The 24,763-nt window shown below is 64.3% G+C and carries 10 protein-coding genes and 1 tRNA gene; 6 read left to right on the forward strand and 5 right to left on the reverse strand.

All coding sequences use genetic code 11. The features are described 5' to 3' along the window. Positions 1–6: 6 nt before the first annotated feature. The 4 genes from P12x_RS21580 (at position 7) to P12x_RS21595 (ending at position 6,072) form a co-directional block, all read left to right on the forward strand. Positions 7–3,633 (forward strand): PSD1 and planctomycete cytochrome C domain-containing protein, encoded by a 3,627-nt coding sequence (locus P12x_RS21580; RefSeq protein ID WP_435006856.1) that lies wholly within the window; start codon positions 7–9, stop codon positions 3,631–3,633. A 5-nt stretch (positions 3,634–3,638) separates the two neighbouring features. Continuing rightward, positions 3,639–5,072, forward strand: a complete 1,434-nt coding sequence (locus P12x_RS21585) for a DUF1501 domain-containing protein (protein ID WP_435006858.1) — start codon at positions 3,639–3,641, stop codon at positions 5,070–5,072. 10 nt (positions 5,073–5,082) lie between these two features. Continuing rightward, on the forward strand, positions 5,083–5,838 hold the full coding sequence (locus tag P12x_RS21590) for an SDR family NAD(P)-dependent oxidoreductase (RefSeq protein ID WP_435006859.1): 756 nt from the start codon (positions 5,083–5,085) through the stop codon (positions 5,836–5,838). A 149-nt stretch (positions 5,839–5,987) separates the two neighbouring features. Further along, positions 5,988–6,072 (forward strand) — tRNA-Leu (locus P12x_RS21595). A 376-nt stretch (positions 6,073–6,448) separates the two neighbouring features. Here the strand turns inward: P12x_RS21595 and P12x_RS21600 are convergent. After that, on the reverse strand, positions 6,449–8,776 hold the full coding sequence (locus tag P12x_RS21600) for a tetratricopeptide repeat protein (protein WP_435006860.1): 2,328 nt from the start codon (positions 8,774–8,776) through the stop codon (positions 6,449–6,451). A 219-nt stretch (positions 8,777–8,995) separates the two neighbouring features. On the opposite strand from P12x_RS21600, the gene P12x_RS21605 reads away from it, so the two are divergent. Both P12x_RS21605 and P12x_RS21610 read left to right on the forward strand, forming a co-directional pair. Beyond that, positions 8,996–10,081 (forward strand): TIGR03032 family protein, encoded by a 1,086-nt coding sequence (locus P12x_RS21605; RefSeq protein WP_435006861.1) that lies wholly within the window; start codon positions 8,996–8,998, stop codon positions 10,079–10,081. Positions 10,082–10,499: 418 nt separating this feature from the next. After that, positions 10,500–16,367, forward strand: coding sequence for an ELWxxDGT repeat protein (locus tag P12x_RS21610; RefSeq protein WP_435006862.1), 5,868 nt, complete (start codon positions 10,500–10,502; stop codon positions 16,365–16,367). A gap of 146 nt (positions 16,368–16,513) precedes the next feature. On the opposite strand, the gene P12x_RS21615 is transcribed toward P12x_RS21610, so the two are convergent. The 4 genes from P12x_RS21615 to P12x_RS21630 all read right to left on the reverse strand — a co-directional run bounded on the left by P12x_RS21615 (position 16,514) and on the right by P12x_RS21630 (position 24,670). Next, a complete protein-coding gene (locus P12x_RS21615) occupies positions 16,514–19,735 on the reverse strand; it encodes a hypothetical protein (RefSeq protein WP_435006863.1) in 3,222 nt (1,073 codons plus the stop codon). A gap of 64 nt (positions 19,736–19,799) precedes the next feature. After that, on the reverse strand, positions 19,800–22,694 hold the full coding sequence (locus tag P12x_RS21620) for a carboxypeptidase regulatory-like domain-containing protein (protein ID WP_435006864.1): 2,895 nt from the start codon (positions 22,692–22,694) through the stop codon (positions 19,800–19,802). Further along, complete coding sequence (locus P12x_RS21625) at positions 22,619–23,356, reverse strand: hypothetical protein (RefSeq protein ID WP_435006866.1); 738 nt, start codon at positions 23,354–23,356, stop codon at positions 22,619–22,621. Before P12x_RS21625 ends, P12x_RS21620 begins: the two co-directional genes overlap by 76 nt. A 204-nt stretch (positions 23,357–23,560) precedes the next feature. Continuing rightward, positions 23,561–24,670, reverse strand: coding sequence for a family 16 glycoside hydrolase (locus P12x_RS21630; RefSeq protein WP_435006868.1), 1,110 nt, complete (start codon positions 24,668–24,670; stop codon positions 23,561–23,563). Positions 24,671–24,763 lie beyond the last annotated feature (93 nt).

The following is a 24,763-nucleotide window of genomic DNA, read 5'->3' on the forward strand; positions in this document are numbered from 1 at the left end:
GCGCCCATGATGATTTCAGGTGGACTACTCGTTGTCATCGCCCTGATTTCCTGGGACGATCCGATTCGGGAGGCTTCGCTCCCCGCCTTGGTGTCGAGGGATGTCGATTTCGAGCAGGACATACGCCCGATCTTGGCGAAGTCCTGCTTGGGATGCCACGGCTCGAAAAAGCGGAAAGGTGGCCTCTCGCTCCATCTCAAATCAACCGCCTTCGCCGGCGGCGACGAAGGGCCAGTGATCGTCGCGGGAAAGCCGACGGAAAGCCGGATGTTCCGCTACGTCTCGGGGCTCGATGACGACCATCCGATGCCTCCCCCCGGGGTTGGCGAACCCCTTTCCGAAGCGCAGGTCGAGGTCATCCGATCCTGGATCGAACAAGGGGCCAGGTGGCCCGATGACACCGGAGCGGCCAGGCTTGAAACGTCCGATCACTGGTCCTTCCGCAAACCTGTTCGACCCGACTTACCCGAGGTCGAGCCTTCGTCCTGGCCACGGAATCCCATCGATCACTTCGTGTTGGCGCGACTCGATCGAGAAGGCCTCGAGCCTTCGCCCGAGGCCGACCGGACGACCTTGATCCGCCGGTTGAGCCTGGACCTGATCGGACTGCCGCCGACGATCGCCGAGGTCGACGCCTTCGTCGAGGATCAGTCTCCCGACGCCTACGATCGATTGGTTGATCGGCTCCTGGCCTCGCCTCATTACGGGGAACGTTGGGCCCGTCGATGGCTCGATGGGGCCAGGTACGCCGACACCAACGGCTACGAAAAGGATCGAGATCGATCGATCTGGCCTTATCGCGACTGGGTCATCCGAGCCCTGAACGACGACATGCCCTTCGACCGCTTCACAATCGAGCAGATCGCCGGAGACCTCCTCCCGGATGCCTCGACATCCCAGAAGGTCGCCACCGGATTCCATCGAAATACGATGATCAATGAGGAAGGCGGGATCGACGTCGAAGAATTCCGCTTCGCCTCGCTCGTTGATCGTGTCGCGACCACGGGCGCAGTCTGGCTCGGCCTGACAATCCAGTGTGCCCAGTGCCACACCCACAAATTCGACCCGATCACCCAGCGTGAGTATTACCAGTTCCTCTCCTTCCTGAACAACGCAGACGAGCCCGATCTCGAACTCCCCGAACCCTCGATCGCCGCCCGTCGCTCCGAGATTGAACGCAAGATCCGGGAACTTGAAGCCGGGCTGGCCGATCGATTCCCGGATTTCGATCCGAGCCCCTCCTGGGAGATTTTGACACCCCGGAAGGCAACCTCGACGGCAGGCTCCTCGCTCGAAATACGGCCGGACGGTTCGATCATGGCCTCCGGCGAAGCTCCACCGACGGATATTTATGAGGTCGAGTCCGAGGCCGAACTCGGCGGAGTGACCTCGATCCGACTCGAAGCCTTGACCGACTCGTCGCTACCGTCGAAGGGACCCGGCCGGGCCCCCAACGGGAATTTCGTCCTGGTCAGCCTGACGGCGACCGGCCCCGCGGACCAGCCCATCTCGCTGACATCCGCCTCGGCCGATGTGTCCCAGCAGGGCTTCGAAGTCGCTGGGGCCATCGATCGGGATGACGCGACCGGGTGGGCGGTCGATGCTGGAGCGGGTCGATTGAATCTCGACCACTGGGCGACCTTTCGAGTGGCAGGAGGTCCCCTGCCCCCGGGTCGATCCCTCCTGAAATTCCGACTAGATCAGAACTACGGGGGCTCTCACAATCTCGGCCGATTTCGTCTCTCGGTCGGTCGAGACACCAGGACAAACGAAGGCGATCCGGAGGCTCGCCGGAGAGCCAGGCTCGAGGCTCGTCGGAATCAATGGGAATCCGGGTTGAGATTGGCAAAGTGGTCGCCCGTCACACCATCATCGATGAAGTCGGCGAAGCATGCCACGATGTCGGTCCTCGAAGATCGTTCCGTGCTTGTCACCGGCGACAAGCCGAACAACGACACTTATGAGGTGAGCCTTCCCGTCGAGCAGGCAGGCATCACCGCCCTCCGCGTGGAAGTCTTGCCCCACGAGAGTCTCCCGGAAGGAGGACCAGGAAGAGCCCCACTGTTCTCGGTCGGCAACTTTTTCCTGAGCGAAGTCGAGGCAACCTTGCAATCGCCCGACGGATCGAAATCTCATAAATTAGCGATCCGCGATGCCTCGGCCGATTTCGAAGAAAAAGGGAAGTCGGCCGCAAACACGCTCGATGGCAAGACCGACACCGGCTGGTCGATCGGCGGGGCGGTGGGAAAGGCCCATGCGATCGTCTTCAGGTTCGAGAAACCGCTCGACGCGCCCCTCGGTTCGAGGCTCCTGATCAATCTCCATCAGACTTACATCCACCAGACCACGATCGGTCGGTTCCGGATCTCCACGACGGATGATCCGGAACCGCCGATCGCGTCAGGACTCCCCGCCGAAATCGAGGCGATTGCGATCGTGCCGCCCGCCGACCGGACACCCGATCAATCGAAGGCGTTAGAGCACTACTTCTTGACCATCTCCCCGGAGATGGCCGAGGCCAATGCGGAGATAGCCGCCCTCCGTAAGTCCATGCCGAATTTCGCGACCTCGATGGTATTCCAGGAGCGATCGCCTTCCGAGCATCGGACCACGCATATCCATCGCCGAGGCGAGTTCCTCCAGACGGCCGAGCCGGTCGAGCCTGGGGTTCCGGCCGTCCTGCATCCGTTGCCGGAGTCGAGTCGACGCGATCGGCTCGCCCTGGCCCGATGGTTGGTCTCCGGGGAAAATCCCCTGGTCGGGAGGGTCATCACCAATCGGGCCTGGCAGGCCTTCTTCGGGCGCGGTCTGGTGGCGACCCTCGACGACTTCGGGACCCGGGGCGAGCGTCCCACCCATCCCGAGTTGCTGGACTGGTTGGCGACCGAGTTTCCGCGAATGGGCTGGAGCCAGAAGGCCCTCCACCGGCTGATTGTCACGAGTGCCACCTACCGGCAATCCTCGCGATCGTCGGGCGAACTGCTCGAGCGCGATCCTCGGAACGAATTGCTGGCGCGAGGGCCGAGATTCCGGGTCGATGCGGAGATGGTTCGCGACATCGCACTCAGTGCGGCCGGTCTGCTCGATTCGAAGCTCGGAGGCCCCAGCGTCTATCCCCCTCAGCCGGATGGCGTCACATCATTGGCCTACGGCCAGACGGCCTGGCCAACCAGCGAGGGGTCCGAACGCTATCGTCGAGGTCTCTACACCTTCGCCAAGCGGACCGCCCCATTCGCGGCCTTTGCCACTTTCGACGCCCCCACATCGGACGTCGCTTGCGTCCGCCGCGAGCGATCGAACACCCCCTTGCAGGCCCTGACCTTGCTGAATGACCCGGCATTCGTCGAGGCATCCAGGGCCCTGGGCCGGAGAGTCGTCGCCGAGGGGGAAGCCAACTCGAAAAACCGAGCCCGGCTCGCCTTCCGCCTTTGCGTCGGCAGAAACCCTACCGACTCGGAAGTCGCCTCGATTCTCGACTTTCGGGCCGGGCTGGTAGATCGGCTGAGGGCCGGGGAGCTGGACGGGCCCAAGATCATCGGGCCTGTAGCAAATGGCGATCCGGTCGAACTGGCCAGTTGGTCGATGGTGGCGCGGGCGCTCCTGAATCTCGATGAAACGATCACCAAGGAGTGATGGCCATGTCTTATCGTCCCGAAGACCGGCGGGTCGTGACGCGCCGACACTTCTATCGCGATTGCGGGCTGGGGATCGGCAAGATCGCCCTGGCCTCGCTCCTGGTGGGATCGAGGTCCTCGCTCGCCGCCCAGGCGTCAAATCCGCTCGAACCTCGCCCCCCCCACTTTGCTCCCAAGGCAAAGCGTGTCATCTACCTCTTCATGGCGGGCGCGCCGAGCCAGCTCGACCTGTTCGACCACAAGCCCGACCTAATGAAGTTCGACGGCAAGCCCGTACCCGCCGAGGTCGTCAAAGATCAGCGTTACGCATTCATTCAGCCCGATGCGAGCCTGATGGCCTCCCGGTTCAAATTTGAGCGACGAGGGAATTCGGGGGCCGAACTCTCCGAGATGCTGCCCCACCTGGCCAAGGTGGTCGATGACATCGCAATCGTCAAGTCGGTCCATACCGACCAGTTCAATCACGCTCCGGCCCAGATCCTGTTCAATACCGGATCGTCGCTGCCTGGTCGGCCGAGCATGGGCTCCTGGGTGACTTATGGCCTGGGGAGCGAGGCGAACGATCTGCCCGGCTTCGTCGTGCTCTCCTCGGCCGGAGGGACCAGCGGTGGGGCTGCGAACTGGTCCTGCGGATTCCTCCCGGCCGCCTATCAAGGCGTCCCGTTCCGCTCCAAGGGCGATCCGATCCTCAACGTGGTCAGCCCCGAAGGCGTCGACAGCCGGCTCCAGCGTGACACGATCGATCTGGTTCGAGGTCTCAACCAGCAACACCTCGGTGCCGTTAACGATCCCGAGATCGAGGCCCGGATCGCCTCCTACGAACTGGCTTACCGGATGCAATCCAGCGCACCTGAATTGATGGATCTCTCGGGCGAGTCGCCCGAAACCCTCGAAATGTACGGGGCCAAGCCAGGCCAGGCATCGTTCGCCAACAACTGCCTCCTCGCGAGGCGACTGGTCGAGCGTGGGGTGCGATTCGTCAATCTCTACCACGAGGGATGGGACCATCACTCGGATGTCGCGGGCGGCTTGAAGACGCAGTGCGGCCTCACCGACCGAGCCTCAGCCGCGCTGATCATGGATCTGAAGCGTCGAGGGTTGCTCGATGACACCCTGGTGATCTGGGGCGGTGAGTTCGGACGGACGCCGATGGTCGAATCCAACGCCGCGCTCGGGCGGAGTCTCGGGCGCGACCACCATCCCCAGGCGTTCACGATGTGGTTCGCCGGTGGCGGTATCAAGTCCGGGATCACGATCGGGGAAACCGACAATCTCGGCTTCCACATCACCCAGGACCCGATCCACGTCCATGACCTCCAGGCCACGATCCTCCACCTGTTGGGCCTGGATCACACCCGATTGACGTACAAGACCCAGGGACGAGACTTCCGGCTGACCGACGTCAGCGGGGTCGTCGTTGATAAACTCCTCGGATGAGACCTCGAACATGACGAACGAGCTGGCTGGCAAGGTGGCACTGGTGACGGGAGCCTCGCGAGGGCTGGGGGCTTCCATCGCAACCAGCCTCGGTCGGAGAGGCGCCAGGGTCGCCGTCAATACCTTCGGGAGCCCCGAGAAGGCCAAAGCCGTCGCTGAGGCGATCCAGAAGGAAGGCGGAGAGGCCGAGGTATTCAAGGCCGATGTCCGCGACGAGACCGAGGTCAAGTCGATGGTCGCCGCGGTCGAAAAGCGGTTTGGCCCGATCGACATCCTGGTCTGCAATGCCACCGGACCCCAGCCATTCATCCGGATCGAAGACCTGACCTGGAAGGATTGCCTCGATCAGCTCGACTTCTTCGTGAAGAGTCCGATCCTACTCACCAAGGCCGTCCTACCTGGGATGAAGGAGCGAAAGTCGGGCCGGATCATCCAGATCGGTTCGGAAGTATTCGAGAAGGGAATTCCTCAATTCTCGAATTACGTCCAGGCCAAGGGGGCCCAACTGGGCCTGACCCGATCGTGGGCGAATGAGCTGGCCCCCTGGCAGATCACGGTGAACCTCGTCGCCCCTGGGTGGATACCGACCGAGCGTCACGCAGGTGATTCCCAGGAGATGAAGGATGCCTACGCGGCCGCAGTCCCGATGAAGCGCATGGGAGTTCCCGACGACATCGGGGAGGCCGTCGCGTTCCTGGCCTCGGATGCGGCACGATTCATCACCGGCCAAAGGCTGTCGGTCAATGGCGGAAACACGATCGGATGAACCCGTAATCCGCCACAGACCCCTGGACGACGGATCGACCCACCTGAAATGATGTGGTCGAGAATCGGGATACCAATCCGGAGAGTTAATCTCCCGAACTCTAGCTCCTTGTCTATTCGATAATGAGCCTGTGTCAGATTGGGGAATGTGCCGGCGTGGCGGAATGGCAGACGCAGAGGACTTAAAATCCTCCGAGGGGTAACCCTCTTGTGGGTTCGACTCCCACCGCCGGTATTTGATCTACTTCGTGGATGGGTTGCCAAATCAATGGTTATGATCCCCAAGCCTTTTTGGGGTGGCAACGTCCGAAGAGATGGCAAGTAGCCGCGACCCCGTCACCGACATTGTGAAAGTGGAGCGCCTTGAGACGCCGCTCCTGCGGTTGGAGCGACGACCTCTTCATAAAGACGTCATCCGAGCAGCACGTTCTTCGCCGCTGGCCATTCCGCGGCGGCAATTTTCTCAATCATTGCCATACTGCTGAAGGTACCTTTCCTACCCGTGGAGATCGCATTGTTTCCAGCCTGGTAGGAAGGCCAATGTCTGGGGAAACGGTTCGACAGACCATCGGATGTGCAGGCCGAGGCTGATTCGGTCCTCTGCCTCAGCCCTAGACGGCGGCGTCCAAGAACTGTTCGACAGCTCGGACCGCCTCGTCGTCCTCGAAGAGGACACCGCGCGTCTCGGCGATCTGACGACGGACCTCACGTCGAAGATCGCGATCATTGCAGAGACGCACCGCTGTTTGAATATACTCCTCGGCATCCTGGACCGTGAGGCCGGTCATCCCCATCTGACGGTACATCGCGTGGGTCAATCGGCCTCGGAGGAATTGCGAAGGCAAGGTCACGATCGGGGTCCCGGCCGCCAGGGCTTCGTAGCTCGAGTTGCCTCCGCCGAAGTGAATCGGGTCGAGTATCACATCCGACACCGCCAGTAAGCCCAGGAAGTCATCTCGCCCCAGCCTCGGCAGGAATTTCACTCGACCGATGACATCCGGAAAGGTCCGTTCAAAGCGCCGGCGAAGTAGATCGGTCCAGTGGGGATGCTTGCCCTCGATCAAGACGAGAAGCCCGTCGGGATCGGCCCGCAGGATTCCCCCCAACAACTCGTCGAATTCGGGGTGGAACTTGAAGAGCGTCTGCGGGCAAGCGTAAAGGTTCGGACGTTCCGGAAGCCCTAAGGCCGACCGACTGGGCTTTGGCCCTTTGAGAATCGGACGTTCGTAACGAACTCCCAGACGCGGGAGCCTCACAAGTTTCTCTGAGTAGTGGGACTCGTTACCTTCGGGCTCCAGATCTTGGCTCGACAGGAAATAATCGACCGAAGGCAAGCCGGTCGTCACGGGATGTCCCCAGGTGGCGCACTGGACGGGCGCCAGCCGGCTGAAGGCCATCGTGTAAGTGAGCGTATCCATTCCGATGTCGGTCAGGTAGAGAACGTCCAACTCTTGCCCGGCGACCGTCTGGAGGGCGGCCTCGAGATGGGAAGAGACCGGAACGAACCGATCGGCACTGCGACGGATCCGGTCGCCGAGCCCGGGATCCGGGGCCCCACCGGCCGATAGCACAACCACCTCGAAACGTGAACGATCCAGTCCCGCGATCAGGCCATGATTCAGCTGACCGATGGTGTGGGACCGGAGGTAACTGGATAGGAACCCCACCCGGATCTTGCGCCCGGTCCTCGGCCTCCTGCGGAGGTCGATCTGAGGCGAGGCCTTGGCAAGCCGGGCGACCGAGGCATGTAACTCATGGTCGTTCCGGCCATGGTAGGCCAGGTAAAAGTGGGTCGGCATCAGTTCGCGGGACGTATCGATCTCGATCCCGTCGGCATGGAGGCGATCGAGATTCTCAACGAATCGTGCGCGGGCGGATTCGATGTGCTCGACCGAATCGTACACGACCGGGAGTAAGAGGTCGCCGAGCACCCGGAGCCGGTCCAGGGGGCGGGACTCATGGGAACGTCGGTAGGATTCTCGTGCCTCCTCCGTCCTCCCCTCCTCGGCGAGAAGGTTGCCGAGGTTTGAAAGCGGAGGAGAGAAATCGGGGGCGACCCGGAGAGCCTGCCGGTAAGCGGCGACCGCCTCGTCAAGTCGATCGATCTGGCGGAGGGAATTGCCCAGGTCATTCAGGGTTTCGCCGTCGCGAGGCATCCGATCCAGAGCCTGCCGGAAGGCGTCGACGGCCTCGGTGGCCCGGCCCAGATCGGAAAGGACCTGGCCCAGCCCCCTGTGCCCCTCACCACGGGAGGGGTGGAAGCGAGTCGCGTTAGCGTACGCGACCAAAGCTTCCGTCAAACGGCCTTGCTCCCGCCAGAGCTGCCCGAGGGCCAGTTGGGCCTCGATCGCGAGAGGGTCGAGACAACTCGCCCTCAGGAAGGCTCGCTCGGCATCTTCGATCCGGCCCATGCGACGGAGCAAGACCCCCTGGTTTTGGTGGGCGGCGGGCAGTTCCGGCCGGTGTCGGATGGCCACACTCAGGCAAGCCAAGGCGTCCTCGGGGCGGCCCGCACGAGCCAGTGCGATTCCCAACTCGTTCAGGCCATCAACCCGGCCCGGCTGGCAATTGAGCGCTTGTCGGAGGGCGGCTCCCGCCTCATCGAGCCGACCGGCCGCCAGGGCTGCCAGGCCGAGCGAGCGGTGATACTCGGCCGAGTCGGGACGTAGCGAGACCGCTCGACGGGCTGGTTCGATGGCCTCGATGGCCCGGCCGGACTGTCGTATCAACTCGCCAAGCCGGTGCCAGGCCTCGGCAATGGACGGGTCTGCGGCCAGGACCCGGCGGTAACAAGCCTCGGCCTCGACGAGCCGGTCGGCCCTGCGGAGTGATTCGGCTTCCTCGATTGAGGACGGGAGAGCATCGGGCCTGCGAGTCGAGAGCGTCGCGGCAACGACATGGGTGGTCCCGACCCGGGCCTGCTCGTCTCGAATCAACATGCCGGCCTTCCTTCCCGCGAATCGTGCCAAACCATCCGCATTTCGTCGCCTCCGGTACTTTCCATTTCCTATGGTCTCACTATGAGACGGCCGAGAGAGGCCGGCAACTGGTGACGTTCGGTCTGTATTCGAAATCCCATCAGCCTCAGATGGCGACATCGACTGAAGTTTCTGGACCCAGGATCCACTCACCCCACACCTTGCTCAAGGAAGTGATAGATGTCCGAACCCCACCCGAAGGCCCCGATCCCCGTTCGCTACGAGCACACCCCGAACCTGGCCGACGTGTTGCAGGGCCTGGGAGTCTCGTTGATGATGTCGACTTATCAGGCCGGTAAAGTCCTGACAGTGGGCGTCCAGGATGGGGCTCCCGTTTTCTCGTTTCACCACTTCGAGCAGGCGATGGGGCTGGCCCCTCACCCTCGACGACTGGCCGTCGGATCGCGACGCCAGGTCTGGATCCTCAACTCGGCCCCGGAATTGGCACCCAGGATCGAACCGGCGGGGCGTTACGACTCGTGCTTCTTGACGCGGACGGCCCACTACACCGGAAACATCCACGTCCATGAAATGGCCTGGGCCGACGACGAGCTGTGGGTCGTCAACACCCTGTTTTCGTGCCTGTGCACCCTGGGAGATGACTACAGCTTCGTCCCACGCTGGCGACCCTCATTCATCAGTGAATTGGCCGCCGAGGACCGCTGCCACCTCAACGGGATCGCGATGGAGGACCACCGGCCACGTTTCGTGACGGTCATGTCCGAGACCGATACTGCGGCGGGGTGGCGGCCGACCAAGGCCACCAGCGGCTGCATCATCGATGTCCCGAGCGGAGAGGTTGTCGCTCGCGGCCTGGCCATGCCGCATTCGCCGCGATTCCACGGCAAGGAACTCTGGGTCCTCGACTCCGGACATGGCCGACTCTCGAAAGTCGATCTTGAGACCGGACGGGCCGAGCCGGTGGCCCAACTCGACGGGTATACGCGAGGGCTGGCCATGTACGGCCCCTATGCCTTCATCGGACTTTCGAAGATCCGCGAGACCTCGGTCTTCAACGGCATCCCCATCGCCGAACATCGCGAACGGCTGAGGTGCGGCTTGGCGGTGGTCGACGTCCGGTCGGGAAAGCTCGTGGCCGGGCTGAATTTCCACTCCGGGGTCGATGAAATCTTCGACGTGAAATTGCTGCCGGGTGTGCGAAATCCGTCACTGTCCGGCCCGTTGCCCGAAATCGACGGCGCCCAGACGGTCTGGCTCGTCCCGAGCCCGAAGCAGACCTTGGAGCCTGTGGCGACGCCAGCCTGAGCCGTTTGAGGTCGTCGAGCAAGGTGCCCTGCCCTCTCCCAGCATGAGCACGAGATCGGGAGCGGGGACTGACTCGGGACCCTCACACTGCTGGATGTCGTGAGTTGTCATGAGCCGGTAGACCCTTTGCGAAATCTCGATGAGGACTGGGTGGGCATCGGCGAGGCGGGCCTTTCGCATGAAGGCATGCCTCGCCATTCTTATTTTCGCCGATCTCGGGCGCAGGGGACCGACAGCCGACGGCCGGTCGTCTCGCTCTGGATCAAATTTACCCTTCTACATCGCAATCGATGTACTAGCGTTTCGACATGGCGCCGATCCGGGGTTATTTCGCACCTCCAACGCGGGAGGCATCCCCGGCCTCTCCGATTCGGTAGCCGACCGTAACAGCCGACTAATCGACCCGACGGAGTATCTCATGAGCCAGCGTCGTCAACCAGCGCCGAAGCATCGAAATTCGCCCCCGTCACGACGCAGGCATGTCGCGCCTCGGATCGAGGACCTGGAAAACCGCTCGCTGATGGCCATCAGCGTCACCGCCTCATTGCTCCAGGACATTAATCCTGGCCCCGGCGGTTCGAGCATCTACAGCGTTGCGAACGTGAACGGAGTCGAGTACTTCACCGCGAACGACGGGGCGAACGGGTACGAACTCTGGAAGAGCGACGGGACCACCGCCGGGACCGTCCTGGTTAAGGACATTAATCCGGGCAGCGGAAGTGCCTATCCCTTCGGGCAAACTAACGTTAATGGAACTCTCTTCTTCGCCGCCGATAATGGGTCCGGCGGATATGAGCTGTGGAAGAGCGACGGGACCGAGGCCGGCACCGTACTGGTCAAGGATATCAACCCCGGCGGAACCGGCTCGGACCCATCGTTGCTGACCAACGTAAATGGCGTCCTGATGTTTTCGGCCAACGACGGGACCAATGGTTACGAGCTGTGGAAGAGTGACGGGACCGAGGCCGGCACCGTGCTGGTCAAGGACATCAACCCGGGCGGCACAAGCTCCAGGCCCAGTGGCGGGAGCGGCGGCGCACAAGCGGGCGCGGCGAATGTCAACGGGACGATGTACTTCAAGGCCAACGACGGGACCCACGGTTACGAGCTCTGGAAGAGCGACGGGACCGAGGCCGGTACCGTACTGGTCAAGGATCTCAACTCGGGCGCAGGCGACACCCAGTTCCGCTACTTCACCAACGTCAGCGGGCAGTTATTCTTCTTCGGTAACGACGGGACGAGCGGAAACGCGCTCTTCAAGAGCGACGGCACCGAGGCCGGTACCTCTCAGGTTGTACCCACGAGCGGCTCGTTCATCTTCCCGGCCCAGTTCGAGAACGTAAACGGCACGCTTTTCTTCGGCGCCGACGGCTCGACCGGCCGAGAGTTGTGGAAGACCGATGGGACGTCCGACGGGACGGTGATGGTGGCGGACATCAACCCGGGGCCCGACGCGGGCAATCCCCAGAATCTCACGAACGTCAACGGTACCCTTTATTTCGTCGCCGGTGACGGGATCAATGGCCGGCAACTCTGGCGGAGCGACGGGACTCTTGGCGGCACGGCCATGGTCGAGCAGATCGCGCCGAGCAACGTGACCAACAACCTGTACCTCGGCGATTTCGTGAATGTGAGCGGGACGCTGTTCTTCCGCGCCAACGACGGGGTCTACGGCCAGGAACTCTGGAGGAGCGACGGCACCGAGGCCGGTACCGTCATGGTTGGGGATCTCAACGTCGGCGGCGACTCCTATCCCCAGAACCTGATGAACGTGGGGGGTACCCTCTTCTTCACCGCCAACGACGGGATCCACGGTCGAGAGGCCTGGTCGGCCACCGTCACCAGGTCGCTCTCGGTGAGCAAGGTGAAGGACATCCAGCCCGGTTCGTCGGGTTCCGTGCCTCATTATTTGACGAATGTTAACGGGGTCACATTCTTCGTGGCTACCGACGGCAGCAGTGGGTACGAACTCTGGAAGAGCGATGGGACCACCGCCGGGACCTCCCTGGTCAAGGACATCAACCCGGGCGGTGACAGCTCGAGTCCGTCCTACTTGACCAACGTCAACGGGATCCTTTACTTCTCCGCCGACGACGGGTCCAATGGCTCCGAACTGTGGAGGAGCGACGGCACCGAGGCCGGGACCTTCATGGTCAAGAACATCGAGTTCGGCGCCGGATCGTCGTCGCCGTTCTCGTTCGTCAACGCCAACGGGAAGCTCTTCTTCGCCGCCATCCAGGAAGGCAGCGGGTGCGAGTTGTGGACGACCGACGGCACCGAGGCCGGGACCACGATCGTCAAGGATATCCGGCCGGGCAGCCTGAGCTCGAACCCCTTCTTCTCGACCAACGTCAACGGAATCGTCTACTTCAATGCCCAGGATGGGACCAACGGCATCGAGTTGTGGAAGAGCGACGGGACCGAGGCCGGTACCGTCATGGTCAAGGACATCAACCCCGGCGGAGGCACCTCCAGCAGCCCCAGATACCTGACCAACATCTCCGGGACTCTGTTCTTCGTCGCCGATGATGGGACCAATGGTTACGAGCTCTGGAAGAGCGACGGCACCACCGATGGGACGGTCCTGGTCAAGGACATCTACCCGGGCGGTGACAATTCCTCCATTTATGGTCCGACCAACGTCAACGGCATCCTGTATTTCCAGGCGGACGACGGAGTCTACGGCCACGAGTTGTGGAGGAGCGACGGCACCGAGGCCGGGACCTTCATGGTCAAGGACATCAACCCGGCCGGTAGCTCGTACGCGTACTACATGGCCAACGTCAACGGCACCCTCTATTTTCGAGCCAATGACGGCTCCTCCGGGTATGAGCTGTGGAAGAGCGACGGGACCGAGGCCGGCACTGTACTGGTCAAGGACATCAACCCTGGGGCGCCAGGTTCCAACCTCATCAGCCTGGCCAATGTCGATGGTACGCTCTACTTCAACGCCGATGACAGTATCCACGGTTTCGAGTTGTGGAAGAGCGACGGAACCGAAGCGGGGACGGTCCTCGTCAACGACATCATTCCGGGGGCGACCGGTTCTGGGCCTAACTATCTGGTCAATGTCGAGGGGAATCTCCTCTTCGCAGCCGCCGGGCCCAATGATTTCGCCGAACTCTGGACCCTTGCACCTTCGATTGGGCCCACCTTGGCGATTGGCGATCCAACGGCGACGATAACGGGCACGGCCTCGGTTAGTTTCGTCGTGACCTATACCGATGCCACCTCGATCTCTCTATCGGCATCCGACGTGACGATCAACTCGACCGGGACGGCGGCCGCCTCCTCGATCAGCGTGACCGGCTCGGGCAGCACTCGGACCGTCACCCTCTCGGGAATCACCGGCGATGGGACGTTGGGCATCAGCCTGGACGCCGGGACCGCCACCGATGGCGCGAATACGACCGGGGCGAGCTCACCCTCGAGTACCTTCGTCGTAGACAATTCCGCCCCCGGTGTGTCGATCTCGCTCCCCTCCTATCCCAATGCCGGCTCGGGTCCGATCAGCTTCGACATCACTTTCATCGACGAAAACTCGCTGACCATCACGCTGTCGGCATCCGACGTGACGATCAACTCGACCGGGACGGCGGCCGCCTCCTCGATCACAGTGACCGGCTCGGGCAGCACGCGGACCGTCACCCTCTCGGGGATCACCGGCAATGGTACCCTGAGCATCAGCCTGGCGGCCGGCATCGCGAGCGATTCCATCAACGGCTCACTGGCGACCAACCCCAGCGAGACGTTCGTGGTCGATAACACGGCGCCCTCGGTGACGATCTCGACTCCTTCGGTGGCGGTCACGGGTGCGGGACCAGTGAGTTTCATCGTCACTTACTCCGATCTCTACGAGTTCACCACCACGCTGACGGCATCCGACGTGACGGTCAACGCGACCGGGACGGCGGCCGCCTCCTCGATCAGCGTGACCGGTTCGGGCAGCACTCGGACCGTCACCCTCTCGGGAATCTCAGGGAATGGCACCCTGAGCATCAGCCTGGCGGCCGGCACGGCGACCGATTACATCAACCAGGCCGCAGCCTTCGGTCCGTCATCCCCCGTCCAGGTCGACAACGTGGCCCCCTCGGTATCGATTGAAGGCCCGACCGTGCCGATCACCGGCAACTCGGCGGTTTTCGTCGTCACGTATACCGACGCCAGCCCTCTGGAGATCAGTCTGGCCTCCGGGGACGTCTCGGTGCAGACCTCGGGCAGTGTCGGCTACGTCTCGATCGAGGTGGCGGGCGATGGCAACACGCGTACGATCACGATCTCCGGGATCAGCGGCGTGGGGACGATTGGGCTGTCCCTGGCCAGCGGCACCGCGATCGACTTCGGCGGCAATCTGGCACCCCCGACGGTTTCGATCGTCCCCTCGGACGTCGCCGGTGTAGTGAGCCTCGGCGTCACTTACGAAGCCATTTCCGGATACCAGTTCCGGATCACAGTCACCGGGCTCGACGTGCTTGGGCATGTGGTCAGTAATTACAACGGGCCGGTCCACTTCGCCAGCAGTCTCATCAACGACCTGCTGCCCGCCAACGCCGCGCTGGTCGATGGCGTAGGAAGCTTCCTGATCACCTTCGCCAATCCCGGCTCTCGGACTCTCTCCGTCGCCGATGCCTCGGACGCGGGGATCTTCGGCTCGACGGTCTTGACCACGACTCAAGCCGAGTCGCAGGCCGGCCAGGTTATCTCTTCGGCCCCTCAGACCTTCTACGGCCAGAATGTGATCTTGACGGCCACCTTCTCGGCCACCGCCGTCGGCAATGCGTCCATGACCGGAACCGTCAGTTTCTACGACGGGCAGATCTTCCTGGGAACGGTGCCGCTGGTCTCCCTGGTGCAGGGGAATCTCCTGGCACAGGGCCTCCGATCCGGCGCACTGGCCAATCCTGGCGTCGTCTCGGGGCAGGCCAGCCTTCCGACCTCGGCCCTCATGGTCGGCAATCATGTCATTCGAGCGGTCTATTCCGGAGACGCTAATTACTCGACAGCTACCTCGGAAACCCCCGTCTCGGTCCAGGTCGTGCCGACCGTGACCTCGACGACCCTGATCGCGACCACAACTCCCCAGGGCACGATCCTGGCGGCCAAGGTGGTCGTGACTTCGCCGGGCGATCCCGGCGTCGACGGCACCGTCTCGTTCTTCGACGGAGAGACGCTGCTGGGCATCGTGACGGTGGTGGACGGGATGGCGAGCCTGAACGTCGGCACGCTCTCGGCGGGTCAACACGACTTCTCCGCCGTATTCTCGAGCGGGGGTATATCCTCGGCCGGGGCCTCTTCCTCGATTCAGACTCTTACCGGAGTCGTCGGGCGGGTTTATCTGGATCTCGACTCGAGCGGGCGACCCGGCTCCGCCGAGCCCGGCTTGCCCGGTCGAGTGGTCTTTGCCGATATCAACGGAAATGGAGTCCTCGACTCGGGCGAACCGACCGCCACGACCGATTCCCAGGGCTTCTTCGCACTACCACAGGTAGCCCAGGGCTCGGCGGGGATCTTCGAGGCTGCGAATCGGGACGCAAGCCTCCGCTATGTCGTGGATCAGTTCAACACCGATGGGGATGGGAACCTCAACATCGGCGTAACGCCGATCTCGCCGATCGCACCAATCCCGGTGGTACCCGACCCCGCCCAGAGTAGCCCACCGGCGAACGCCGATGAGGCCTTCGTCAAATCGCTCTACCGCGCCGTGCTGGGGCGAAATGGCGGCGAACCTGAAGTAGCGGCGTGGCTGGGACTGATCCGCAAGGGGATGACCCGTCAACAGGTGGCCCATGGTTTCGTCAACTCTCCGGAGCACCGCATCCATCAGGTGGTGACCTACTATCAGCAGTTCCTCCACCGGGCCCCCGACCCGTCTTCGATCTACTGGGTCAAGCAGCTCCTCTCCGGAGTTCCCGAGGAGAAGGTGGTCCAGGGCTTCCTCGCCTCGAAGGAATACCAGTCCGCTCACCAGGACCCATCTCTTTACGTGAGAGACCTCTATCTGGATGTCCTGGGGCGTCAAGCCGAGGCCTCGGGCCAGGCGGCCTGGGAGTCCAGATTGGCCTCGGGGATGAGCCGGCGGGCCGTCGAGGCCTACTTCGTCCACTCGCCCGAGGCGGTAGACCGGATCGTGACGAGCTTCTACTCTTCGTTCCTACGAAGACAGCCGGACCCATCATCGGCCCGATGGGCGGCCCAACTCTCGGTCCCGAACGGATCGGCCACCACCGTGGCGGTGGGCTTCCTCTCCAGCGAGGAGTTCCGCGAACGAGCCCGCCAGGGCCGCTGAGGCAAAACGGCTCGAGAACCTCTCCGACCGCTCCAATTGCCACCCCGGCGGGCCTGATGGCTCGCCGGGGTGGCCGATTTCGTTTCTAGCGTCGAACTTCGATGAATGTATTAAAACACGGATCTCCCCTCGTCCCCTTCCAGACCTCATTCGTCGCTGAGAACCTGGAAATAGACCTCGCTCGCCGAGCCCTCGCCGACCCCGGAGTCGGCCTCGAAAGTCGCCCGGAGGCGATACCGCCCGGGCTTCGAGAGGTTGAACCAGTCGTTCAGGTCCAGCCGCATCGCCTCGAAGGACTCGAGGGGCTCCAGCGAACGTGATCCATCGCCCGGGTCGAAGTGGACATCACGAATCGGCTCGACGGGGTCGTTGGCCTGGGACTGGTTGAAGTCCGACCTCGATCCCCGGCCCGTCGACCGCCAGAGCGAGAGGTTGGCCCCTTTCCGCAAGGCGGGCTTGCCGTCGGGGGCGGCTCGGGCGAACTCCGTCGGGCTCGACCGGGTGACCCCGAGCCGGTTCTGGAGGTGCAAGGCCACCCGAATGGACTGGCCCGGCTCGAACCCGGCCGCGCGGGGCTCGACCAGTTCGAGCCGGGCTTGTAGCCCCCCCTTAAGGACCCACCAGGGTCCAAACAGGTTGGTGAACTCGACCTCGGAGGCGGGGGCGCGGGCGATGATGTGGTGGCCCACGAAGCCATAGTACCTCTCCCAAACGTCCCCTTGGCGGACCTCCTCGGCCTGCCAGACGTAGCCGTCGGAATCGTATTCGCGGCGGGTGACGCCGTCCTGAGAGGTCAGGTCGATCGGAGTATCCTTCAGGATGACCCACCGAGCTTTCTGAGGAAGTCCGGACAAATTAATCAACCGCGTCTCTCCTTGCCCTTCGAGCGAGAAGATTGCCCGGGCCGATGCCACGTCCTCGGGGGTCGCCGGCCTCCCGAGGTTCGGAAACATGAGGTGCGTCTTGGGGGTGGGAAAGTCATGAACGCCGGGTGGGGACTCGGTCGTGAAGTTGGCTCCATACCGGGTCAGGTAGCCCACGCACGCGGCCACGGCCTCGTCTCGGCGGGCTTCGGGCCAGAAGAGTTCGCACGGGGGGGAGCCTTCGAGGCCCGAGACCTGCGAGGCGAGGTCGTCGCAGGCCCGGAATGGGTACTCTCGGCCGATCGCGACCCCTTCCAGGTCGAGGTTGTTCGATCCGTAGCTCATCGTCGGCACGCCCTTGATCTTACGCTGGATGGTGCCATTCGCGCTCCGCTCCAGGGTTCCTAGCGGGGTCCTGTCCGCCAGTGCGGCGATCACCCCCCGGCGGAATCCGGAGACGACGATGAGTGGCGATGCGAAGAGGTTCTGGAAGTGCGGCGACAGTTCCCCCCGGGCCTCGGGGAGGAGCGGAACCCAGGGCGACTTCGGATCGTTGAACAGCCAGACCGCGGCCGAGGCCAGGCTCGGGTGATCGGGCCGGTCCAGGAGCGGCTTCAATGCTTCGAAGGTCCCGTATTCGAGCATCTTCGGCGTGGTCGTGCGGAGCCAGGAGGCGTACTCGTCGAGGGCCTCAAGGTCGCCCTGTTTGACCCGGATCTGGGTGAACCTGGCCAGTGACGACGCGAGGTTCTGGTCGGGGTTCTGCTGGTTCTGCTCGCCTCGCCAGCGGTCGGACCGAGTCCGGCATTCCCGGCTCAGGGCTTTCAGGAGGGGTAGCGACGCCTTTTCATCCCAGGCCGCCAGGAAAGAACCCATCTGGCAGGCTCCGTTGAAACCCGGGTCGTGGGACGTCTGGGGGTTCCCCGTGCGCCTGATCTGATCGGACCGCCGGAGCATCAAGGCGGTGACGCTCGGGTCCCGCCCGTCCCGCAACGGCTCCCCTCGCATCGGCCTGGTGCCGGGCTTGGGGTACGGGACCCCCGCTTCGACCTCCATGCTGACGATCCCGCCGGCCGCTTCCAGCCAGCGGGCCGAAACGGCCGAGTCGTCGAGCAGAGTCCGATACCACCGCTCGGCCAGCGGAATCGAGCGCGTCTTCTCCCAGAACTGGCGGATCGAGCTCGCGAGGGACTTTCGCGCGGCTGGGTCGGCCTTTTGCCAGCCGAAGGAACGCCGGTCATCGAATTCCTGAGTCTTGAGGATTCCAATCAGGGCCGCGAACGCGGCCTCGTGGACCGGGTGGACAAAGCGGTCGATCATCATTCCCCTGCCGTTGCTGACCGACCGCGTGAGCCGATCGTCGGACTCCAGGACCGTCAGGAGGGGCTCGACAGCCGGGTCCCCCTCGGCGATCAGGTCCTTCACCAGCGGCGAGCTGCCCGGATGGGCCGAGCCCGGCGACATCATCTGCTGTTCGTCGATCTGGTCGAGATCGCGGATCAGGGCCGCGACCCGGGCGGTGGGGTCGCCGCCCTTCCCGGGGATCGGCCCCCGGGCCGGCATCCTCGCCCTCCGCTCTTGGTCTCCGAGCAAGTCGTCCAGCTGTCCGAGGAAGGGGAATCGGCCGGCGGGATCGAGGCCGAAGCGGCCCTGCGGATCCGGCCGGGGGAAGCCCAGCGCGTCGAACCTGGCCGTGGCCAGGACTCGAAACTTCGCCAACCTTCGAGCGGTATCGAGGGCGATCACGTCGACGCCCCTCGCATGGGCCTCGACCATCCGTCCGAAGGCCGATCCCGCCCAGTCGGTTGCCAGGGTCAGGTAGCTGATCCCGTAGTTCGTCAGGTCGCGGGCCCGGGGCCCGGGCGTCCAGGGCGTCCCGGCGGCGAAGAGGGACTCGGCCAGGTCGGCACGCCCGAGCCGGAGCAGCAGGCAGAGCTTGATCGGCGATGTGTTCTGGACGCCCGCGATCCCGGTGTAATCCTGGCCCTTGCCGCGGAAGCCCCAGTAAGCCCCCCGGGCAAACCGATCCGTCTTTGCGGCTTCCTTCGCCTGCCTGAGGGAGTCGGCCAGGTCCCGGATGTCCCTGTCGAGGTCCGCCGGCTCGCCGATGGTGAGGGCGGGATAGAGCAAGCCGTCCCAGCAGACGACGAATCGACCGGGAACGTCTGAACGCTCAGGGAGGACGAAACCGCGTGCCCTCGTGATGGTGAAGTTACCGATTTCGACATCGCGGTATTCGCACCCCCTGGGGTCGGGCATCCCTTGATCGAAAAGGTCGGCCGTCGCGGTGAGGAGGAACTTCGGCAGGGTCGTCTCGGGTGCGGTCCAGGGACGGCCCTGCTCCGGCGGCTCGGGGATCGCTTTCCCCTCGAACTTCGGTGCAGGCCGAAACTGCTGGGCCAGGACCGACGCGACCGCGATCGAAACAAGCGTCGCGACCCATAAAGGGCGAGCGGACCAACCGCGGGCCGGGTGTCCGGCGATCGGCGACGAACCAATGCTCATCGATGCTCCTCCGTGTCGGGTTCGACCAACTTCCGCGGAATCGTGACCGGATGCCCGCCTAATGTCAGTCGTCCAGGCGATAGGGCAGGAGGAAATTCCCGATCCGGCCTGCTTCCCTCGGCCTGGCCTCGGGCGGGAAGCCGAGGATCTGCGCGGCGGCGAGGCGGAACTGGGCCTCGATACTGGCGGCGGTCCAGGTGTCGCGCTCCGGTGGCGGCACTCGGGTCGTCTCGGGCAACGATCGGAGTAAGGGGACGATCGCCCGCGGATCGTAGGCGGCCAGGCTCTTGAAGATCGTCGCCAAGTTGTTGCTATATGACCCGTTCGAGTCCACCAGGAAGTCGGGCAGTCGTTCGAGAGCGGGGGCGGCGATCGCGTCGGCAACCGCCCGGTTATAGCGAGTGACGAGCATCGCCAGGGCGAACGTCCCCTCGATCTCCTGCGCCCCGGGTTCCTGGACCGATGGGGCCCGCGAGGCCGCGAGGAGCCAAATCCGCTCGGCGAGCCGGTCGGGTTCGATTCGCTCGACGACCGGTAGCAGCTCGGCCATCAGGTTGGCGATGGAGGGCTGTCCCTGCCCGGGGCTGCCTTCGACCGCAATCTTGCGGAGGCCGCCGAAGGCTTCGACCAATAATCCTCTGGCCCTGGCCGGGTCCGTCCCGGACAACGCATCGGCGATCGCACCAAGACCGAACGGCACGAGTGCAGGGTTTGGCGAGGTGCCGGGTCCCGACTCGTCGTCGATGGTCTCGAGGATCCGCCGGGCCCGATCCAGGTCGAGGGTCGCCATCTTTCGGGCGACACGCAGGACGACCCCAGGCCGCTCGTAGAAATCGGGAGTGGGCGGACCGATCAGCCGCTCGGCCTCGGCGGGATCGATGGCGGCCAGTCGGATGGCGGCCTGCCCCTTGTGGCGGTTGAGCGTAGCGGCGTCGGTCGGCGAGACGTTGGTCCAACCTCGACGCTCGAAGAGGGCCAGGGCGGCCGGGAGGTCGATCGCGGCCAGGGACTCGGCAAACTCCTCGAGTTCGAAGGACCAGCGGTCCTTCGGCCGGGCGTCGATGATCCCCTTCCCTTCGAGCAGGAGGGGCCGGGCCCGCTCGACCGAGCCGAGTTCGAGCCAGCGGTCGGCGATCCGGCCGAGGAGCCGGACCTTCGCTTCGGAGTCGCCGGACCGGTGGACGTCGGCCAGCGCGAGACCAAGAAGTTCTCCGCGGCGAGCCCGATCCGTTCGCGGACCGAATTCCTCCAGGGCGAGCCAGCCGGCCGCCCTCGAGGCCGGGTCGAGGTCGTCCCCGATCGTGGCCATCGCCCGGGCCGGGTCGTCCTCGAACTGGGCGAGCGCGGCCTCGATCAGCGGACCGAAAGGATCGCCGACGGCCGTGTTTCCGGTCGGGCCGATCACGCGGGCCTCGATCATGTCGAGGACCCGGTCGGGGTCGACCCTCGCCAGGGCCGGGATCACCGAGGCATTCACGATCCCGAGCGATCCCGAGCGGGCCACCGGGAGGACCGGCTCCAGGATCTCGCGGGCGAGGGCACGCTCCTGGGGCCTGGAGAGAAGCGATGGTAACGATTTCAGGGCCTCGACCGGGGGTTCGGACTCGCGGGCCAGGCGAATCTCGATCGGTTCGACCCCGTCCCGGACGATCGCGCCTCCATCACGGAACCCCGGCGCCTCGGCCAGCACGATGGCTTCTCCCCCCGCCACCCCGGTCAGGCGGAACCGGCCCTCGGCATCGGCTTTGGTAGAGGTCCACCTCGGCCCGTCGCCCCCTTGCGAGGCCGAGGCCCCCGGGATCGGCCTCCCGTCCCGGTCGACGACCCGGCCCGTGACGACCCGGATTCCCCTCGACCGCTTGAGGACCAGGTCGGGGAGCGTGAGGAGGTCGCTCGCTGGAGAGGGAACCCAAGGGGTCCGACCGGGCAAAAAGCCTTCGGCGACGACTTCCACGCGGAATTCGCTCGGCTTCCTCTCCAACTCCTTCGGGGTCTTGAAGGTGCCGTCGGGGCCGGTCTTGATCTCGGGGTTGTCTTCGAATCGGGCCTGTTCGGGAAAGCCCTGGAAGTTATCCCGGGGGACCCGGAATTGGACCCGGATCGGAATCCCGGCCAGGGGCGCCCCGCTTGGTCCGAGCAGTCGACCGCCCACCGCGAGCACCGGCGTGACCGCGATCGCGACCGTCACCGGGCCGGGATCGCCGGCCTGGACGCTGACCGGGGCCTGATTCTGCTGTCCCCGGAGCCTGGCCGTGATCGTCACGGTGGATCCGGGTCCGAGCCCCTCCAGGGTAAATTGGCCCTCCTCGTCGGACTTGGCAAGAACCGTCCCGCTGCTGGATCCGTCCCCCCCGGCGAGCATCCACGAAGCCTGGACCGTCGCGCCCGGGACGGCCTGGCCGGCCTCGTCGACGACCTTTCCTCGGAGCGGCGGGGCGGCAAGCAAGGCCTCCCTCGTCGCCAGCTCGATGACCTTCGGCGGTTCGGGTACGGTGAAGTCCTCCCATCCCTGGCTGGGCGCCATGACGTGGGTCGGCGGGAAGGTGAAATGGCCGACACGGACCAGCCCGGGGAGGCTCTGGAAGGTGTAACGCCCCCGCTCGTCGGTCTTGACGCTCAAGCTCCCGTTCCGATTGCCTCCGATGTCGATCAGCATGACGGTGATCCCCGGCACGGGCTTGCCGGTGCCCCGTTCGAGGAACAGGCCGGTGATGGTGACGGTCCTTTTGAGCGGGATGTCCACCGAATCCTCGCGACCTTCGCGGATGGAGAGGCCTTGAGGGAGGTCGACCGCGACCGGTAGATCAACAGGCGGCTTGAGGTCGAGCTGGAGCCCACCGACGGCGATCGGGGCAAGGGAGAATCGCCCCTCGTCGTCTGTGGTCACCTCCGCGAAGCCGGTCGTCTGGGGCTCGGCGTTGGGCTGGCGCCGACTCGGGTCCAGGCGCGGATTTTCCATCCTCGGGCATTCTTGGGATCCTCGCCCGAGAGCCGCCCCTTCCAGGTCGAGGCCGGCCTCATCGCGATCACGGCGGGCTTGCCGGGGCCCGGGACGATCGGCCGTCCCTGGATGCCCAGCTCGCGGGAATGGACGTCAACGTACGCAAGTTCATCCGGCGTGACGGAATCGAGGACGGCAAGGCCGTCAGTGCCGGTCGTCGCCGAGCAGAGTTCGGCGAGGGCGTCGGGGAGGTTCGTGAAGTGGGCCTTGAGCCGTTCGGGTAAGACCTTGACGCCGACCAAGGGGCGACCGTCCGGCGCCTCGACGCGGACTTCAGCGTTGCCGGGAGGTTCCAGGACGATCCTGATCGGCGCATCCGGCTTCGGCAACGATTCCGGGAAGCGGGTCGCCGACACCCGAAAGCCCGGCTTCCTCACCCAGAGAATCGGCGCCCGCTGCGGGTGATGGTCGCCCGCGAGATTAGCCGGTCGGTCGAGCGAGAATCGCCCGCCATCGCCCGACTTTCCCGTCGCCACGATGGGCGCTTCGTAGCTCGGGAGGCCGACCAGGATCAGATCGGCCCCGACCACCGGCTCCCCCCCCGGCCCGACGACCGTGCCCGCGAGCGGGGTCGTCGGGACCTGGGCGAGCACGACCCAGACGAGCGAGGCGATGAACATGGGTAGGCCCTCCGTGAGATCAAGGTGGTTGCACCGCGTCGGATCAGGGCCGGTGGGCTCCCGTGGCCTCGCCCCTGGGAGTTATCCATGATCGTAAGCGGATTTATCCATGACGCCAATCCACTCGTCGCTGGTCGGACTTCGATTCTGCCTGGACGACGAACCACGGCCGTCCCCCAGGTCCGGGTCGGTGGGCCATTTCTTTTATGGCGACACTCTGACCAACTCGCGCTCTCCGTCCCCGATCCGGAAGTGAACTCCGATCACTCGACCCTGATCGTCCTTCCGGAAGAGGAACTGGCCGTCGGTGTAGGGCATGTCGAACTCCGTCTCGGAAATCGGCAGGAGGTCGAGAGGCTGGGGCCTGAATGGAAGGCTGAGGACCAGGTGCGAACCTTCGCGGGTGATCGTGGCCAGGGCAGCCTCAGGCTTTTCGCCCATCCGATATCGACCGACATAGGTATCGAGGACCTCTGCGGAGAGCGAGACGACCTTCGGCCCGGCAAGCTCCTGGGCGGTCGGGGCGGGACGTTCGGGGAGTTCTCGGACCCAGATGTTACGGTAGCGAACCGGGTGGTCGTGATCCTGGAGGCGGATCGGTCCCCGGCCGCCTTGATCTTCGTAAGGAAGCCACTTCAGCCAGGAGGTCGGGCCGAAGGGTTCCTCGTTGTTCTGGACCAGGATCCCGTTCTGAAAGACGGAAATGCGTGCCGGCTCCAAAAGCTTGCCCGACGAGTCGAACCGAGGACGACGGAAGGCGATATCGTAGGCCTGCCACTGGCCGGGCGGGCGTGATGCGTTGGAGAGCGGCGGATACTGGCCGTAAATCGCACCGGCCTGACCGTCGGAGTAAGTGTTCGCCTGGAAGGAATCGAGAATCTGAATCTCGAACAAACCCATCAGAAATAGGCCGCTGTTGCCTCGATCCTGCCCCTTCCCGACGGGAGGATTCGGTGCGGACCATTCGACGTGGAGTTGGATGTCGCCGAAGGTTTGTTTGGTCTCGATCGGTCCGGAGCCGGGGGCCGTCTCCATGAAATGATCGCCCATTCGCCACCGGGCCGGGCCTCCCTGGGGCGACTTCCAGGCATCCAGGGTCGATCCGTCGAACAGGATTACCGAGTCTTTCGGGGGCTTCGATGCGATGGGAGAATCCGCGGGCTCGACCACGGGAGGCTTGGGCCTCCTGATATCGTGCTGCTTCCATCGACCATCGCCGGTCGAGGTCCGCTCCTCCGCGGCCGAGAGGATCGAGAGAAGCCCGAAAGATGTCAGTAGGCAGACGAGCCCGATTCGTTTCGGAGACGGATCCATGGTCGATGGCTCCTCAAAAGCGATCTTCGTTCGCGAAGGATGAGACAGACAAGACTTGCCGGAAGATCGTCGATTTTGAACGGCAGGCCCGGA

This window comes from Tundrisphaera lichenicola (assembly GCF_051175385.1).
In the GTDB taxonomy this organism is placed as follows: Bacteria; Planctomycetota; Planctomycetia; order Isosphaerales; family Isosphaeraceae; genus Tundrisphaera; species Tundrisphaera lichenicola.